Raw genomic sequence first — 16,159 nt, forward strand, 5'->3', positions numbered from 1 at the left:
GCCACACGCATCTGCTCCATCAAATGTTCTTCGGTGCCTGGCATTACGTCGTGGAGCATTCCTCTCCAAGTCACTTCTTCAATAAAATTTTTCATGATTTTATAATAATTTGAGCAAAGATAGTTTTTAGTTTAAAAGTTTAAAAGTTTTATTCAAAATTCAAGGACAAAGACAAGAAACAATTATTTTTACTTCGCTTAAAGATAAGCCTATTTCTAGGAGTTTCCTGTTTCGGAAAAATGACTAAAGTAGGCTTAAAAATTACATTCAAGAGGAAGGTTCAACTTAAAATCAATTCTTCCAGCATCCAGTAAAAAATATTATATTTACAACATGATTTTAGTCACAGGAGCAACAGGTTTAGTAGGTTCGCATTTATTGGTTAAACTTCTTCAAGAAAATGAGGAGGTAAAAGCGCTATTTCGTTCTGAAAAACAAATTGAAAAAGTAAAGAATGTTTTTACTTTTCATCATCAAACTGCCCTTTTTGATAAAATCAATTGGTTAAAAGGCGATATTACAGATATTCCATCTTTGGAAATTGCTTTTGAAAAGGTAACACATGTGTATCATTGTGCTGCTTTGATTTCGTTTGACCCAAGTGATGAAGACGAGCTTAGAAAAATCAATATAGAAGGAACTGCTAACGTAGTAAATTGTTGTATTGATTTTGGTGTAAAAAAACTTTGCCATGTAAGTTCGATTGCTGCTTTAGGAAATCCGAAAGAACACGAAACTACTATCACAGAAGAAACCGAATGGAATCCTGAAGAATTACACAGCGATTACGCCATTACGAAATACGGTGCCGAAATGGAAGTCTTCCGTGGACATCAAGAAGGTTTAGAAGTTGTGATTGTGAATCCAGGTGTGATTTTTGGTTACGGTTTCCCGAAAAAAGGTAGTGATGTAATTATCCAATCCGTAAAAAAAGGATTATCGTTTTATACGAAAGGTAACGTTGGAATTGTTTCGGTTAATGATGTCGTAAAAAGTATGATACAATTAATGAAAAGCAACAATAACGGAGAACGTTATACTTTAGTTGGTGAAAACATCTCCACAAAAGCATTACTCGATTTTATCGCAGAAGAATTGAAATTGAAAAAACCTTCAATAGAAGCAACTAAATTAATGACTTCTATAGCTTGGCGAATGGATTGGTTGATTTCGAAATTATTGAATCGCAAAAGAAAGTTAGCTAGAAGTACTGCAACTTCATCACATTCTGTAACCACTTTTGACACTTCAAAAATGGAAAAAGAACTTAATTTTACTTTTCAGAAAAAAGAAAGTTATTTAAAAACTATTCTACAGCAGAGCTAGGAACTCCAACACTAGTTTCATTGTTTATGCCCTGAGTGCTTGCTGTATTTTCTTTCTCAAATCTTTCTATTACTTTTTTATAGATTTTTTTATATTTTCTTGCGTCAGCAGCATAATAGCGTTGGTTTTCACGATAAGTAATGCTGTCAATTTTATATTTTTCAAAAATATATTGATCCATTTTAATATTGTGATCTGTCAACTTATATGGCATAGAACCATCTGTTGCTTGTAGAATTGAAATATCGTAAATGATATCCACCATTACTTCCTCGTCTAATAAATTATCAGGTTTTGGAACCGGATTCTTAGAACACGAAAACAACAATAAACCTAGTAATAAAAATAGTATTTGTTTCATTACACTTCTCTTTCAAATAATAAACGTTGTCCTGCTTTTGCTTCTTTTACTTTACCATTATGATAAACTAATTTTCCGTTAACAAAAGTATGTGTTATACGTGATTTAAAATTATACCCTTCAAAAGGAGACCAACCACATTTTGCGATAATATTTTCTTTTTTAACATTCCAAGGTAAATAAGCGTTTACAATTGCAATGTCTGCATAATAACCTTCTTTAATAAATCCACGCTTCTCGATTTTGAAAATTTTTGCTGGATTGTGACACATTTTCTCAACAATTTTTTCTATCGAAATTTTTCCTTGGTGATGCGCTTCAAACATAGCCACAACAGCATGCTGAACCAATGGACCTCCAGAAGGACACGTCAAATAAGGATTACATTTTTCTTCTAAAGTATGAGGAGCATGATCAGTTGCAATTACATCAATTCTGTCATCTAATAGCGCTTTCCACAAAGCATCTTTATCTGCTTGTGTTTTGACAGCAGGATTCCATTTAATTAAAGAACCTTTGGCATCATAATCAGCATCGGTAAACCATAAATGATGGATACATACTTCTGCTGTAATTTGCTTTTGTTCTAAAGGAATTTTATTAGTAAACAAGTCCATTTCTTTTGCTGTTGACAAATGAAATACGTGTAAACGCGCACCTGTTTTCTTAGCTAATTCAATTGCTTTTGATGAAGACAAATAACAAGCTTCAGCACTACGAATTAAGTGATGGTATTTCATTGGAATATCATCGCCATATTCTTCTTTGTATTTTTGGGTATTGGCTTTAATAGTAGCTTCATCTTCACAATGAACCGCAATTAACATCTTAGTTGATGAAAAAATCTTTTCTAAAACTTCAGGATTATCTACCAACATGTTTCCTGTAGATGAGCCTAAAAACAATTTAATTCCGGCTACGTTTCTTGGATTGGTTTTTAAAACTTCTTCCAAATTATCATTCGTTCCTCCCATCATAAACGAATAATTCGCATACGATGTTTTTGAGGCAATTTGATATTTATCTTCTAAAAGTTCTTGAGTAACCGCATTTGGAACCGTATTTGGCTGTTCAATAAACGAAGTAATTCCTCCAGCAACTGCTGCTCTACTTTCTGTTTCGATAGTTCCTTTATGCGTAAGTCCTGGTTCTCTAAAATGCACTTGATCATCAATAGCTCCTGGCATTACATAACTTCCTTCTGCATCAATAATAACACAGTCGGACGATTTTGGACTAATTTGAGGTGCAATTTCTTTTATGAATTCATTTTCAATCAATATATCACCTTCAAAAACAGCTCCTTCGTTTACAATCTTGGCATTTCTAATTAAAAAACAACTCATTATAATCTATTAAATATTTTACGTAATCTCAACATTATCACTCCCACTACAGCTTCACGAATAATTCCACCGCTCATTTTAGACTGTCCTTTTGTTCTATCTGTAAAAATTATTGGAACTTCTACAATTTTAAACTTATTGACAAAAGCACGGTATTTCATTTCTATTTGAAACGCATAACCTACAAACTTTATTCTATCAAGGTTAATCGTTTCTAAAACAATTCTTCTGTAGCATTTGAACCCTGCAGTAGCGTCAGCAATTTTCATACCAGTAATCATTCGAACGTAAACAGAAGCAAAATAGGATAACAAAACTCGGCTTAAAGGCCAATTCACCACATTTACTCCGTTTGAATATCTTGAACCAATAGCTACATCTGCACCATTTTCGCAAGCCACTAATAATTTTTCTAAATCATTAGGGTTGTGGGAAAAATCGGCATCCATTTCAAAAATATAATCATATCCATGAGAAAGTGCCCATTTAAAACCTGCCACATAAGCTGTTCCTAAACCCGATTTTTTCGTTCGTACTTTCAAATGCAATTGTGAAGGAAATTCTTGTTGCATTTCTTTCACTTTTGCAGCCGTTCCGTCAGGAGAATTGTCGTCTACTATTAAAACATCAAATGGCGTTTGCAAAGCAAAAACAGCCTTTATGATTGCTTCAATATTTTCAATTTCGTTAAAAGTTGGAATTATAACAATACCCTGAGCCATAAAAAATCGTGTATTTTAAGTGCAAAAATAAGCTATTTCTAGTAGACAATTCTTAATAATTTTATAATAATGAATATGACAGTATTTTTTGTAATTTTGCGCCAATATGTTAGCAATTCAATTACACGACCGAATTATTGAAAGCAAAGACTGGGCAACCATCTTGTTTGTTATTTGCGTGGCCATAATTGCAATTAACAAAACCATCTCTTCGGTTCGTTTTAATGAATTTGTTCGATTGGCTTATTCAGATAAATACACCAAAATTTACCGCGACAGTAGTAACTTAATGAGTGGTTTTACCATTTCAATGTTTGTACTACAACTGATTTCGTTTTCATTCTTTACTTTATTAGTATTAAATCAATTTGATAGAGCTGAAAAAACCGACTTAATTGTTTACATCCAAGTTTTTACCTTTTTAACTGTTTTTATCCTTTCGAAATTTTTAATTGAGAAAATTATAGCAACTGCTTTTAAAATTGAAGAATTTAACGAACAATTTAACTTGCTAAAAGTGAATTATAGAGCTTATTTCGGATTTATTTTGTTACCCGTAAATATCATCTTATTCTACAATTCATTAAATGCTGATTGGTTCTTTTGGACATTATTGATTATTCTAATCACTATAAACATCACTACTTACTTGGTTGCATTGAAATTATATCAAAATTTACTATTACGTAAAATATTTTATTTTATTTTATATCTTTGCACCCTTGAAATAGCACCTTACTATTTTATTTATAATTGGTTTACAAAAAATTAGAGAGAAATATGTCAAATTTGAAAGTGAAAACAATATTAGTTTCACAACCAGAGCCTAAAGTAGAAAATTCTCCTTATTTTGAGCTTCAAAATAAACTGAAAGTTAAAATAGATTTCAGACCATTCATTCACGTAGAAGGTGTTCCTGCTAAAGAAGTTCGCGCTCAAAAAATCGATTTAAATAACTATACTGCCATCATATTAACGAGTAGAAACTCTGTAGATCATTTTTTCAGAGTAGCAGAAGAAATGCGCTACAAAGTGCCAGAAGATTTAAAATATTTCTGTCAGTCTGAAGCGGTTGCTTTCTACTTACAACGTTATGTAGTGTATAGAAAAAGAAAGATATATGTGGGTCAAAAAGACTTTGTAGATTTGTCTCCACTTATTAAAAAATATAAAGACGAGAAATTCTTATTACCTTCTTCCGATCAGTTAAATGCTGATGTACCACCTACACTAGATGGTCTAAAAGTAGATTGGACAAAAGGAACTTTTTATAGAACCGTAATGAGTGATTTAACAGATTTAAAAGACGTTTATTACGACGTTTTGGCTTTCTTTAGCCCAACAGGAATTAAATCGTTGTTCAAAAACTTTCCAGATTTCAAACAAAACAATACGCGTATTGCTGTTTTTGGAAGTACTACTCAAAAAGAAGCCTTAGAACACGGTTTACGAGTAGATATTATGGCGCCAAGCCCTGGAACACCATCAATGACTGGAGCTTTAGAAAAATATATTGCTGAAGCAAACAAAGGAAAATAATTATTTTTTCAATATATAGAAAACCCAAATTCTTTCGAATTTGGGTTTTTTCTTGAGTTTAAACCAATAAAAAAGTCCCGAAAATTTCGGGACTTTTTTATATAAATTTCTTAGATTACAATTGAGGACCAGCTGCTACTAAAGATTTTCCTTCTTCGTTATCGGTATACTGAACGAAGTTTTTGATGAATCTTGAAGCTAAATCTTCTGCTTTAGTATTCCATTCAGCAGCATCAGCATAGGTATTTCTTGGATCTAAAATGTTAGTATCTACATTTGGTAAAGCAGTAGGTACTACAAAATTAAATACTGGAACTGATTTTGTTTCTGCTTTTTCGATAGAACCATCTAAAATAGCATCTATAATTGCACGAGTATCTTTAATTGAAATACGTTTTCCTGTTCCGTTCCAGCCTGTGTTTACCATATAAGCTGTAGCATTGTGTTGCTCCATTTTCTTAACTAATTCCTCACCGTATTTTGTTGGGTGTAATGATAAGAATGCTTTTCCGAAACAAGCTGAAAATGTTGGTTCTGGTTGAGTCACACCTCTTTCTGTTCCTGCTAATTTAGCTGTAAATCCTGATAAGAAGTAATATTTTGTTTGCTCTGGAGTTAATTTAGAAACCGGAGGCATTACTCCGAATGCATCTGCCGTTAAGAAAATAACTTTAGTAGCATGACCCGCTTTAGAAACTGGTCTTACAATATTTTCAATATGATTAATTGGATAAGAAACACGTGTATTTTGAGTAACAGAACCATCTTTAAAATCAATTTTTCCGTTAGCATCAACAGTTACGTTTTCTAATAACGCGTCTTTTTTGATTGCTCCGAAAATATCTGGTTCGTTTGCTGCACTTAAATCGATAGTTTTAGCATAACATCCACCTTCAAAGTTGAAAACACCATCATTATCCCATCCGTGTTCGTCGTCTCCGATTAATTCACGTTTTGGATCGGTTGACAACGTAGTTTTTCCTGTTCCTGATAATCCGAAGAAAACAGCAACATCTCCATCTTTTCCTTTGTTAGCTGAACAGTGCATAGAAGCAATTCCTTGAAGTGGTAAGTAATAGTTCATCATAGAGAACAATCCTTTTTTCATTTCACCACCGTACCAAGTTCCACCAATTAATTGGATTTTCTCAGTTAAGTTGAACGCTACATATACTTCAGAGTTTAATCCGTGAGCTGCGTAATCTTTGAAACTTGTTTTTGAACCATTCATTACAATGAAATCTGGCTCACCAAAGTTTTCTAATTCTGCTTCAGTAGGACGGATGAACATGTTTTTCACAAAATGTGCTTGCCATGCTACTTCCATAATGAAACGAACTTTCAATCTTGTATTTTCGTTTGCACCACAAAAAGCGTCAACAACGTATAATTTTTTGTTTGATAATTGCTTTACCGTAGTTTCTTTTAAAGCATTCCAAGTGTCTTGAGAAATTGGTTTGTTATCGTTAGCTGCTTTGTCAGAATTCCACCAAATGGTATTTTCTGTAACGCTATCTTTAACAATGTATTTGTCTTTAGGAGAACGCCCTGTAAACTCACCTGTCATTACGTTAACAGCACCAAGTTCAGATAACTGTCCTCTTTCAAATCCTTCTAAAGCTGGATTTAATTCTTCATTATATAAATAGTCGTATGAAGGATTATATATTATTTCTGATACATTAACGATTCCGTACTTTTCTAACGAAATCGATTTCGTAATATGCGCATTCGTATCCATAAATTGTTTGTTATGTTGTGTATTTAATAAAGTGCAAAATTATAAATTATATTTTAGATAGCGTTTTTTAATCACTGTTTTTTAGATAAAACAGCATAAAATAAGTATCCCCAGGCTGAAACCAAGAACAAACCACCAATTGGCGTTATAGGTCCTAGAAATTTAGTCTTCAAATTTGTAATTGTATTTGTGGCTAAAAGATAAATAGAACCCGAAAAAAACAAAACACCTACTATCGTTAAATAAAAAATAATCGAACGTTCTTTCTCTCCTAAAAAAGCAAAAGTCCCTACAAAGAGAAGAAACAACGCATGATACATTTGATAACGCACTCCTACCTCAAATGTTGCCAATTGCTCCACCGAATGTACTTTTTTTAATGCATGAGCACCAAAAGCTCCTAAAATTATGGCTGTAACTCCTAAAAATGCTGCTACTAATAGTATTCTTTTGTCCATTTTTCTTAATTTGAGACCAAAGATAGGAAAAGTTTTTATGTTAAATTATGACATAAATCAACAAAATGTTTTCATAAATATAACATTTTACTATCTTCGTGTGATATTTTTACAACACACCCAAAGATGAGACACATTTTAGTCATTGGAGCAGGTCGTTCTGCTTCTTCTCTTATAAAATATTTATTAGACCATTCCGAAACACAAAATCTTCATGTTACTATTGGTGACTTGTCGGAAGAATTGGCCAAACAAAAAACCAACAATCACAAAAATGCCAGAGCCATTGCCTTTGACATTTTTAATGAAGCGCAACGAAAAGAAGAAATTCAAAAAGCTGATGTTGTAGTTTCAATGCTTCCTGCGCATTTGCATTTAGAAGTTGCCAAAGATTGTATTACCTACAAAAAACACATGGTAACCGCTTCGTACATTAGTCCGGCTATGCAGGAATTAGATGCTGCGGCTAAAGAAAACGGCTTGGTTTTTATGAACGAAATTGGGCTTGACCCAGGAATCGATCATATGAGTGCGATGAAAGTATTGGATGAAATTCGTGAAAAAGGCGGAGAAATTATCCTTTTTGAATCGTTCTGTGGTGGATTAGTTGCTCCAGAAAGTGATACCAATTTATGGAATTATAAATTTACTTGGAATCCAAGAAACGTAGTTTTAGCTGGACAAGGCGGCGCTGCAAAATTCATTCAAGAAGGAAAATACAAATACATTCCGTATTCAAAATTATTTAGAAGAACGGAATTTTTAGAAGTAGAAGGTTACGGAAGATTTGAAGCATATGCTAACAGAGATTCTTTAAAATACAGAAGTGTTTACGGATTAGATGATGCTTTAACTTGTTACCGAGGAACGATTAGAAGAGTTGGCTATTCAAGAGCTTGGGATATTTTAGTACAATTAGGTATGACTGACGATTCCTATACTATTGACAACTCGGAAGACATGACGTACAGAGAATTTACGAATTCATTCTTACCATATCACCCAACAGACACTGTTGAAATCAAATTGCGTCATGCACAAAAAATTGATCAAGATGATATCATTTGGGACAAATTAGTGGAAATCGATTTATTCAATCCAAACAAAAAAGTGGGGTTAGTAAAAGCAACTCCAGCTCAAATTTTAGAAAAGATATTAGCCGAAAAATGGGCGTTAGAACCAAATGACAAAGACATGATTGTCATGTATCATAAATTTGGTTACGAATTAAATGGCGAAAAGAAACAAATTGATGCTACTATGGTTTGCATTGGTGATGATCAAACCTATACTTCAATGGCAAAAACAGTTGGATTACCTGTCGCTATTGCTACATTAAAAATCTTAAACAAAGAAATTACAACTCCTGGCGTACAATTACCAATTACGAAAGAAGTGTATAATCCTATATTAAAAGAGCTAGAAGATTATGGCGTAATTTTCAAAGAAATTGAAGTACCTTATTTAGGCTACAATCCATTGAATGTGACAAATTAATCCTCAATTCGAAATTTTAAAAATCCGAAATCGTAATTAGTTTCGGATTTTTTTTATTTCGGAAGAGCTGCAAAATGTCATCCCTACGGGATTTCTTTATCACCATACGGTTTAACTATCAATATTTCGCACCTAACGGCGCTTTAAAATTATTTTTGAACCATATATATAAATCATTTAAGTGGTCTCTTACTAGTTCAGTAGGAACAGAATATCGGTAACGAATAATAGCTCCGTGAGAAAAGTCCCGTAGGGACGATATAAAAAAATACAATTTTGAAATCTATTTTGTATTTTTACTTTCAAATAAGTTAAAAATGAAGATAAATCACTTACAAATTGAAATCGACGGAATCGACAAAGAAATCCTTCGTGATTTAATGGACGACGCTCGTAAACCTATTTTACAAATTGCTAATAAAATCGGGATTTCGGGTGCTGCAATTCATCAACGTTTGCGAAAATTAGAACAAGCCGGTGTTATTTCAGGTTCAAAATTTATTGTGGATACGAAAGTTTTGGGTTATAGCACAATGGCTTTCATTGGGATTTATCTGGAAAAAGCTTCAAGTAACCCAGAAGTAGTAAAAGAATTGAAGAAAATTCCAGAAGTTTTAGAATGTCATTATACAACAGGAAATTGGAGCATTTTAATCAAACTGATTTGTAGAGATAACGAACATTTGATGCAATTGCTCAACAAGAAAATCCAACCCATTGATGGCGTTTCAAGAACAGAAACGTACATTTCTTTGGAACAGCAGATAGAAAGGCAAATTCAATTATAAGTACAAAATAAAAAATCCGTCAAACTTGCGTCTGACGGATTTTGATTTTATAAAATATTCGTTTAGTCTCTCGATCCTAAAATTTGGAAAGCCCAATATAACAAAGACGCTAAAGCTCCTAAAGCCGCCACTACATAAGTACGTGCTGCCCATTTTAATGAATCTTCGGCACCCGCATATTCTTGTTGACTCACCATGTTTTTGTTTTTTAACCAAGCCAAAGCTCTGTTACTAGCATCGTACTCTACCGGAAGTGTTACAAAACTAAAAGTAGTTGCAATTGCCATTAAAATTAATCCTGCCACAGCTACATAAAAACCAATACTTGATTTTGAAGCAAAGCCTAAAATTAAACCTCCCATAATCAACCACTGTGACATACTTGACGAAATGTTTACTACTGGCACCATTTTAGAACGCATTGTTAACCATTCATAAGCTTGTGCATGTTGTACCGCGTGACCACATTCGTGAGCCGCCACCGCTGCTGCTGCTGCATTTCTTTGGTTATAAACTGCTTCTGACAAGTTAACTGTTTTGTTCGCAGGGTTGTAATGGTCGGTTAATTGACCTGGAGTTGAAATTACCTTTACATCTGTAATTCCGTGATCTTGCAACATTTTTTCTGCAATTTCGGCACCACTCATTCCGTTACGTAAGGTAACTTTTGAATAAAAAGCAAACTTGCTCTTCAATTTATTACTTACTAACCAACTTACTAGAGCAATCGCTCCAAGCATGATATAATATGTCCACATATCTTTTATATTTTAATTTCTAAATTTACTAAAATCAATAACAAATTACAAGCCAAAGTTACAAAATGACAATTTGACATTAGTTAAAAATTTCCAAAACTAACGGCTTAACGTAACGAAAGCAATCAACTCAGAGGCTTCATAATAGGTAAACGAAATATCAACAACTTCATAACCTTCATTTACTTTCTTATTTAAGAATTGCTCTACTTCTTTTGCTAATTCTTCTTTCATACTACCAAAACTAGCTCCTTTCTTCAGAATATGTACTTCGTGCTTTTTCATACTATTCTGGTTGTTGCATTTGTTTTACTGGAGATTTCTTGGAAACATCCATTACCGGAACCATTCCATTGGTTGGTACGTAGATAATTTGTGGTAAATCGCCTTTATCAGCTAATTTCTCTAAGGTTCTAATGAATAAATATTGGTTGTAGGTTTCGCTTAAAGTTCCGTTTTCTAATTTCATAGCTTCTGCCATCCCTTTTGCGCGTTCAATTTCGGCTTGTGCGTTTAATTTTTCTGCTTCTAATTTAGCTTTTGCTTCTTCTACTAAAATTCTACGATTTTGTTCGGCTTTTGCCATTTCTGCTTTTCCTGCCATTTCTTGTTGCCACACGTTATATCTTGGTAATCCAAACATTAAAGCGGCAATAAATACAAACCCAATGACCACAACTCCAGCAATTATTTTTCCAATGTTTCTTTTTTCCATTTCTAATAGTTTTTTAGTTTATCTATTATACGTAAAAAATGAAAAATGTTACAAAAACGAGAAGAAAAACCGCAGATTCATAGATTATCAGAATCGTTTTGAAACATTTTGACACCCCACCCTTCGGGCACCCCTCTAAAAGAGGGGAAATAAAAAACCGCAGACTCATAGATTAAAATCTGCGAATCTGCGGTTAAAATATCCATAAAGTTTGTCACTCTGAAAGAGTCTCTAAAAGTTTGCGTGAGATGCTTTCAGCATGACAAAAATGCGGTGAAAATTATCCCACCAAATTAATAATTTTTCCTGGAACGATAATAATGTTTTTCGGTGTATTTCCTGCTAATTGTGCAATGGTTCTTTCATCTGCTAGAACAATTTCTTGAATTTGCTCTTTGGTTAAATCCAATGGTAATTTAATGGTAAAACGCATTTTTCCATTGAAAGAAACTGGATATTCTTTTTCAGATTCAACTAAATATTTCTCTTCAAATTTTGGGAAAGCAACAGTTGCAATTGAACCTTCATGACCTAAAGCAGACCATAATTCTTCCGCGATATGTGGTGCATATGGCGAAACTAAAATCGCTAATGGCTCTAAAATGGCTCTATGATTGCATTTTAATTGTTGCAATTCATTTACGCAAATCATAAACTGAGAAACCGATGTGTTGAAAGAGAAATTCTCAATATCTTCTGTTACTTTTTTGATGGTTTTATGTAACGATTTATACATTTCTGCCGTTGGCTCATCGTTTACAATTACGGAACCGTTATCATCAAAGTATAATCTCCATAGTTTTTTTAAGAAACCAGAAACACCCGTAATTCCTGCTGTATTCCAAGGTTTAGATTGCTCTAATGGACCTAAAAACATTTCGTATAAACGCAACGTATCGGCTCCATATTCTTCACAAATATCATCTGGATTCACCACGTTATACCAACGTTTTGACATTTTTTCTACTTCACGACCTACAAAATATTTACCATTTTCAGTAATGAATTCAGCGTCTTTGAATTCAGGAATCCAATTTCTTAATTTATCTAAATCAATTTCATCTGAAGCATTTACAAGATTTACATCTATTCTAATTTCTTCAGTTTCATATTCTGATTTTAGATTTTTAGAAACATACTTGTTTGTTCCAGAAACCCTATAAACAATTGCACTCATTCCCAAAATCATTCCCTGATTAATCAGTTTTTTGAATGGTTCTTCTGTTGGAGCATAACCTCTGTCTTTTAAGAATTTATTCCAAAAACGAGAATACAATAAATGTCCGGTTGCGTGCTCGCTTCCGCCAATGTATAAATCTACACTTTCCCAATATTTAAGCGCTTCTTCATTTGCAAACTCTTCTGTATTATGCGCATCCATATAACGCATCCAATACCAAGAAGAACCTGCCCAACCTGGCATTGTGTTCAACTCTAACGGGAAAACTTTCACGTTATCTATTAACTGATTACTAACCACTGAACACTGAACACTATCCCATGCCCAAACCGTTGCGTTTCCTAATGGTGGTTGACCGTCTTCGGTTGGTAAGTATTTTTCTACTTCTGGTAAAACGATTGGCAAGTGTTTTTTGTCAATCATTTGTGGTAAACCATTCACATAATATACTGGAAAAGGTTCGCCCCAATATCTTTGGCGAGAGAAAACGGCATCACGTAAACGGTAATTTACTTTCGCATTTCCTGCACCTAATTGTTCTAAAGCTTCAATTGCTTTTTTCGTTCCATTTTTATAATCCAATCCGTTTAAGAAATCAGAATTTACCAATTCAAAACCACCTTTTTCTCCAAAAGCGGCTTGTGAAATATCTTGGTTGAAAATATTCTTAATTGCTGGCATTCCATTAGTTCCTTTGAAGAAATTCGCGAAAGCATAATCACGCTCATCCCCACAAGGAACCGCCATAACCGCACCCGTTCCGTAACCTGCTAACACGTAATCGCCAATCCAAACTGGAATAGGTTCTTTTGTAAAAGGATGTTCTGCATAAGCACCTGTGAAAACGCCTGAAATGGTCTTTACATCTGCCATTCTTTCACGTTCTGAACGTTTTGCAGTTGCTTCTACATAGGCTTCAACTGCTGCTTTTTGTTCTGGAGTTGTAATTTGTGCAACCAAATCGTGTTCTGGAGCAAGTGTCATAAATGTAACTCCGAAAATAGTATCAGGTCGTGTTGTGAAAACTTCAATTGTTGCTGGAAGCTGGGTGCTGGAAGCTGGAAGAACTTTGAATGAAACCATTGCTCCAACTGATTTTCCAATCCAGTTTCTTTGAGATTCTTTGATCGATTCGCTCCAATCGATTTCGTTTAAACCTTGTAATAGTCTTTCCGCGTAAGCAGAAATTCGCATGCTCCATTGTGTCATTTTCTTACGAACTACAGGATGTCCACCACGCTCTGAAACGCCGTTTACAATTTCGTCATTCGCTAAAACGGTTCCTAAAGCCGCGCACCAGTTTACTTCTGTTTCGGCTAAATAGGTTAATCTGTATTGTAAAAGTATTTTTTGTTGTTCTTCTGAGGAGAATGATTTCCAATCTTCTGCTGAAAATGGCGCAATGTTATCATCACAAACCGCATTTACATTGGCATTTCCGTTTTTCTCAAATTCTTGAATTAACGTACAAATGCTTTCTGCTTTATCCGAATTTTTATTGTACCAAGATTCGAATAATTGAATGAAAATCCATTGTGTATGCTTGTAATAATCGGGATTTGAAGTACGCACTTCACGACTCCAATCGAAAGAAAAACCAATTCTATCTAACTGATTTCTGTAGCCTTGAATCGTATTTCCTGATTTATCTACACCACCTTCAATATTCATGCGAGTCGTATCTGCTGGATGTTGACCCGTTTGAATCGCATATTGTTCGGCTGGCAAACCAAATGAATCGTACCCTTGTGGATGCAATACATTAAACCCTTGATGTCTTTTATATCTTGCGACAATATCGGAAGCAATGTAACCTAGTGGATGCCCAACGTGTAAGCCCGCTCCAGAAGGATAAGGAAACATGTCTAATACATAGTATTTTGGTTTTTCTGAGGTATTACTTGCAGCAAAAGTTTGGTTTTCTGCCCAATATTGTTGCCATTTGGCTTCGATTTTTTCGTGGAAATATTTCATGTCAGTTTTCTGTTATCGGTTTTATCCGAAAAATAAAGGTGCAAAAATACGTTTTATAAAACTTCTATAAAACTAATCTTTAAAATATAGTGTTCCGTTTGGATTAGCGTAGCCTTTGAAGTTTCCGTTTTCGTCTTCTAATGCGACATATTCTATTGCTTCTAATAAGGAAATCCCTTTTTTACCACTACTAATAGTGTAGCGAATTTCTCTAACAGGATACGGATAATACACAGGAAGTAACGTCAATACATAATCCGAATTACTGTAATAACTAATGTAAGCCGAATGTTGATTCCCTTTTTTTACCCTCAAGAAACTTTGATTTTCTGGATTGAATTTAATATCATCAAACTCGAGAGGCAATTTGAACTCTTTCGTTTCAGAAACTAATCCAAACAAGTTGTTTTTCTTTACTAAAAACACTTGTTCTTTAAATGATGATGTTATGGTATATCCCATTTTAATATCGTCATATTCGGCAGGCAAAATAAAAGTATGATTGACATCGATAATACCATATTTCATGGTTTTGGTTTTTTTATCCAACACCCCAACTTTGAAATAATTTTTACCGCTTGGATCATATTTTCTTTCAGATTTCATAGGCTCTAGGAAATCATATTCAACACTTTTTTGAAATGGAAATTGGTAGACTAAACCGAATTTATTTTTCTTTTGATAAATAATATAATTGAAATAGGTTTGTATGGTATCAGCATTCGATTTATCGTCTGTTAGAACTCCTTTTGTTTTGAAAACTTCTATTTTATCAGCTTTAATTGGAAATTTTATAGCCTTTTTATTTTTAGTAACGTTATTTGAAACCTCAACTTCAATTTGATTTTCTATTAAAGCATATTTGTAGTAAGAAGTTCCTTTTGGCTTTTTTCTGGTTGCATTTCCCCTTCCTGCTCCTTCTCCACTTCCTGAGCCAGTTCCTGAATAACCTCTTGGTTCCTCAACCACCATTTCACTTCCCATATCGGGAACTGCTACATTATTATCATACTCATTGTAGCTGTCTTTTTTTCTTTTAACTCCCGTATTTTCTTGAATATACTGACTGTCTTTTTCAACATCTAAAAGAATGATTTTACTTCCCTCTACTTTAAAATATTTAGTTTCAACACCACTCGTAGCTGTTTGTTTTACGTAGGCAATTGCTAATTCTTCTTTCGATTTTTTATTATCTAATTCTATAGAAAAAACATCTTTTATTACATAACTTAATTTGTTGTCATTGTAATAATCTAGATTTACTAACGACTCTTTTCCTTCTAAATCCTTTATATAAAAACCAATTATGAAACTACTATCATAACGCTTGTCATTCCCTTTAAATCCTTTTAAAAAAGAAAGCGGTTTACTGATTAACAACTCGCCATTAGTATTATATAAATATTGCGCTTCTTTTTTGTTTGCTGATTTTTTAATAGCAATTATTAAATTACTTGACACATAAAGCAAATCTTGAAATTCAACTGGAATTACATTTTTTGAACCTATGTAAACTCCCGAATTATTTCCTAAAGAAGCTTGAAAAAAAGTAGCGCCTTTCCCTCTTTCTTTTTTTATGGCATCGTATTTTGGAGCTACCAAAACCGTTGCTTTTTCATCACACAATCCCCATAAATTGCCTTCTCGGTAAGGAAAAATATTTTCTTGTGCCACTAATGTTAGTGCAAAAAAGAATAAAAGTGCCGAAATCTTAAATTTTAGTGCCATTTTTATGAATTTAAAGCTTCAAATTT

Annotated in this window: 15 protein-coding genes; 5 read left to right on the forward strand and 10 right to left on the reverse strand. The window is 33.6% G+C overall.

The window, feature by feature from the left end:
• Window positions 1-333 precede the first annotated feature (333 nt).
• Window positions 334-1,326 (forward strand): NAD-dependent epimerase/dehydratase family protein, encoded by a 993-nt coding sequence (locus tag B2741_RS11465; protein WP_291138971.1) that lies wholly within the window; start codon window positions 334-336, stop codon window positions 1,324-1,326.
• On the opposite strand, the gene B2741_RS11470 is transcribed toward B2741_RS11465, so the two are convergent.
• The 3 genes from B2741_RS11470 to B2741_RS11480 are packed head-to-tail and all read right to left on the reverse strand — an operon-like array spanning window position 1,307 to window position 3,755.
• A complete protein-coding gene (locus B2741_RS11470; RefSeq protein ID WP_291138973.1) occupies window positions 1,307-1,687 on the reverse strand; it encodes a DUF4296 domain-containing protein in 381 nt (126 codons plus the stop codon). The genes B2741_RS11465 and B2741_RS11470 overlap by 20 nt on opposite strands.
• Entirely contained in the window at window positions 1,687-3,033 is a 1,347-nt protein-coding gene (locus tag B2741_RS11475) for a dihydroorotase (protein WP_291138975.1), read from the reverse strand. The genes B2741_RS11470 and B2741_RS11475 overlap by 1 nt, the downstream gene beginning before the upstream one ends.
• Window positions 3,033-3,755 carry a polyprenol monophosphomannose synthase gene (locus B2741_RS11480; RefSeq protein ID WP_291138977.1) on the reverse strand — a complete coding sequence of 241 codons (723 nt, stop codon included), beginning with the start codon at window positions 3,753-3,755 and terminating at the stop codon, window positions 3,033-3,035. The genes B2741_RS11475 and B2741_RS11480 overlap by 1 nt, the downstream gene beginning before the upstream one ends.
• A 106-nt stretch (window positions 3,756-3,861) precedes the next feature.
• On the opposite strand from B2741_RS11480, the gene B2741_RS11485 reads away from it, so the two are divergent.
• The gene (locus tag B2741_RS11485) at window positions 3,862-4,527 is read left to right on the forward strand and encodes a DUF4271 domain-containing protein (RefSeq protein ID WP_291138979.1); all 666 of its coding nucleotides are present in this window, start codon (window positions 3,862-3,864) and stop codon (window positions 4,525-4,527) included.
• A 17-nt stretch (window positions 4,528-4,544) separates the two neighbouring features.
• The gene (locus B2741_RS11490) at window positions 4,545-5,294 is read left to right on the forward strand and encodes a uroporphyrinogen-III synthase (protein WP_291139144.1); all 750 of its coding nucleotides are present in this window, start codon (window positions 4,545-4,547) and stop codon (window positions 5,292-5,294) included.
• Window positions 5,295-5,409: 115 nt separating this feature from the next.
• Here the strand turns inward: B2741_RS11490 and pckA are convergent, their stop codons facing one another.
• Both pckA and B2741_RS11500 read right to left on the reverse strand, forming a co-directional pair.
• Complete coding sequence (gene pckA, locus B2741_RS11495; RefSeq protein ID WP_291138981.1) at window positions 5,410-7,035, reverse strand: phosphoenolpyruvate carboxykinase (ATP); 1,626 nt, start codon at window positions 7,033-7,035, stop codon at window positions 5,410-5,412.
• 71 nt (window positions 7,036-7,106) lie between these two features.
• Window positions 7,107-7,493: a DUF423 domain-containing protein gene (locus B2741_RS11500; protein ID WP_291138982.1), complete on the reverse strand. Its 387-nt coding sequence runs from the start codon at window positions 7,491-7,493 to the stop codon at window positions 7,107-7,109.
• A 126-nt stretch (window positions 7,494-7,619) separates the two neighbouring features.
• On the opposite strand from B2741_RS11500, the gene B2741_RS11505 reads away from it, so the two are divergent.
• Both B2741_RS11505 and B2741_RS11510 read left to right on the forward strand, forming a co-directional pair.
• Window positions 7,620-8,990 (forward strand): saccharopine dehydrogenase family protein, encoded by a 1,371-nt coding sequence (locus tag B2741_RS11505; RefSeq protein WP_291138984.1) that lies wholly within the window; start codon window positions 7,620-7,622, stop codon window positions 8,988-8,990.
• A gap of 317 nt (window positions 8,991-9,307) precedes the next feature.
• Window positions 9,308-9,778 (forward strand): Lrp/AsnC family transcriptional regulator, encoded by a 471-nt coding sequence (locus B2741_RS11510; protein WP_153201224.1) that lies wholly within the window; start codon window positions 9,308-9,310, stop codon window positions 9,776-9,778.
• Window positions 9,779-9,840: 62 nt separating this feature from the next.
• Here the strand turns inward: B2741_RS11510 and B2741_RS11515 are convergent, their stop codons facing one another.
• The 5 genes from B2741_RS11515 to B2741_RS11535 all read right to left on the reverse strand — a co-directional run bounded on the left by B2741_RS11515 (window position 9,841) and on the right by B2741_RS11535 (window position 16,133).
• The gene (locus tag B2741_RS11515; RefSeq protein ID WP_291138986.1) at window positions 9,841-10,536 is read right to left on the reverse strand and encodes a zinc metallopeptidase; all 696 of its coding nucleotides are present in this window, start codon (window positions 10,534-10,536) and stop codon (window positions 9,841-9,843) included.
• A 99-nt stretch (window positions 10,537-10,635) separates the two neighbouring features.
• Window positions 10,636-10,821 (reverse strand): hypothetical protein, encoded by a 186-nt coding sequence (locus tag B2741_RS11520; protein WP_291138988.1) that lies wholly within the window; start codon window positions 10,819-10,821, stop codon window positions 10,636-10,638.
• 1 nt (window position 10,822) lies between these two features.
• Complete coding sequence (locus B2741_RS11525) at window positions 10,823-11,251, reverse strand: hypothetical protein (RefSeq protein WP_290819856.1); 429 nt, start codon at window positions 11,249-11,251, stop codon at window positions 10,823-10,825.
• A gap of 280 nt (window positions 11,252-11,531) precedes the next feature.
• Entirely contained in the window at window positions 11,532-14,405 is a 2,874-nt protein-coding gene (leuS, locus tag B2741_RS11530; protein ID WP_291138990.1) for a leucine--tRNA ligase, read from the reverse strand.
• A gap of 72 nt (window positions 14,406-14,477) precedes the next feature.
• Window positions 14,478-16,133 carry a WG repeat-containing protein gene (locus B2741_RS11535; protein WP_291138992.1) on the reverse strand — a complete coding sequence of 552 codons (1,656 nt, stop codon included), beginning with the start codon at window positions 16,131-16,133 and terminating at the stop codon, window positions 14,478-14,480.
• Window positions 16,134-16,159: the final 26 nt, after the last annotated feature.

The organism is Flavobacterium sp. UBA7663, assembly GCF_002483315.1.
In the GTDB taxonomy this organism is placed as follows: domain Bacteria; phylum Bacteroidota; class Bacteroidia; order Flavobacteriales; family Flavobacteriaceae; genus Flavobacterium.

Excerpts from the sequence above, each read along its gene's own strand:
- B2741_RS11465 (WP_291138971.1), top strand. The coding sequence starts at position 334 with ATGATTTTAGTCACAGGAGCAACAGGTTTAGTAGGTTCGCATTTATTG.
- B2741_RS11470 (WP_291138973.1), bottom strand. The coding sequence starts at position 1,687 with ATGAAACAAATACTATTTTTATTACTAGGTTTATTGTTGTTTTCGTGT.
- B2741_RS11475 (WP_291138975.1), bottom strand. The coding sequence starts at position 3,033 with ATGAGTTGTTTTTTAATTAGAAATGCCAAGATTGTAAACGAAGGAGCT.
- B2741_RS11480 (WP_291138977.1), bottom strand. The coding sequence starts at position 3,755 with ATGGCTCAGGGTATTGTTATAATTCCAACTTTTAACGAAATTGAAAAT.
- B2741_RS11485 (WP_291138979.1), top strand. The coding sequence starts at position 3,862 with ATGTTAGCAATTCAATTACACGACCGAATTATTGAAAGCAAAGACTGG.
- pckA (WP_291138981.1), bottom strand. The coding sequence starts at position 7,035 with ATGGATACGAATGCGCATATTACGAAATCGATTTCGTTAGAAAAGTAC.
- B2741_RS11500 (WP_291138982.1), bottom strand. The coding sequence starts at position 7,493 with ATGGACAAAAGAATACTATTAGTAGCAGCATTTTTAGGAGTTACAGCC.
- B2741_RS11505 (WP_291138984.1), top strand. The coding sequence starts at position 7,620 with ATGAGACACATTTTAGTCATTGGAGCAGGTCGTTCTGCTTCTTCTCTT.
- B2741_RS11510 (WP_153201224.1), top strand. The coding sequence starts at position 9,308 with ATGAAGATAAATCACTTACAAATTGAAATCGACGGAATCGACAAAGAA.
- B2741_RS11515 (WP_291138986.1), bottom strand. The coding sequence starts at position 10,536 with ATGTGGACATATTATATCATGCTTGGAGCGATTGCTCTAGTAAGTTGG.
- B2741_RS11520 (WP_291138988.1), bottom strand. The coding sequence starts at position 10,821 with ATGAAAAAGCACGAAGTACATATTCTGAAGAAAGGAGCTAGTTTTGGT.
- B2741_RS11525 (WP_290819856.1), bottom strand. The coding sequence starts at position 11,251 with ATGGAAAAAAGAAACATTGGAAAAATAATTGCTGGAGTTGTGGTCATT.
- leuS (WP_291138990.1), bottom strand. The coding sequence starts at position 14,405 with ATGAAATATTTCCACGAAAAAATCGAAGCCAAATGGCAACAATATTGG.
- B2741_RS11535 (WP_291138992.1), bottom strand. The coding sequence starts at position 16,133 with ATGGCACTAAAATTTAAGATTTCGGCACTTTTATTCTTTTTTGCACTA.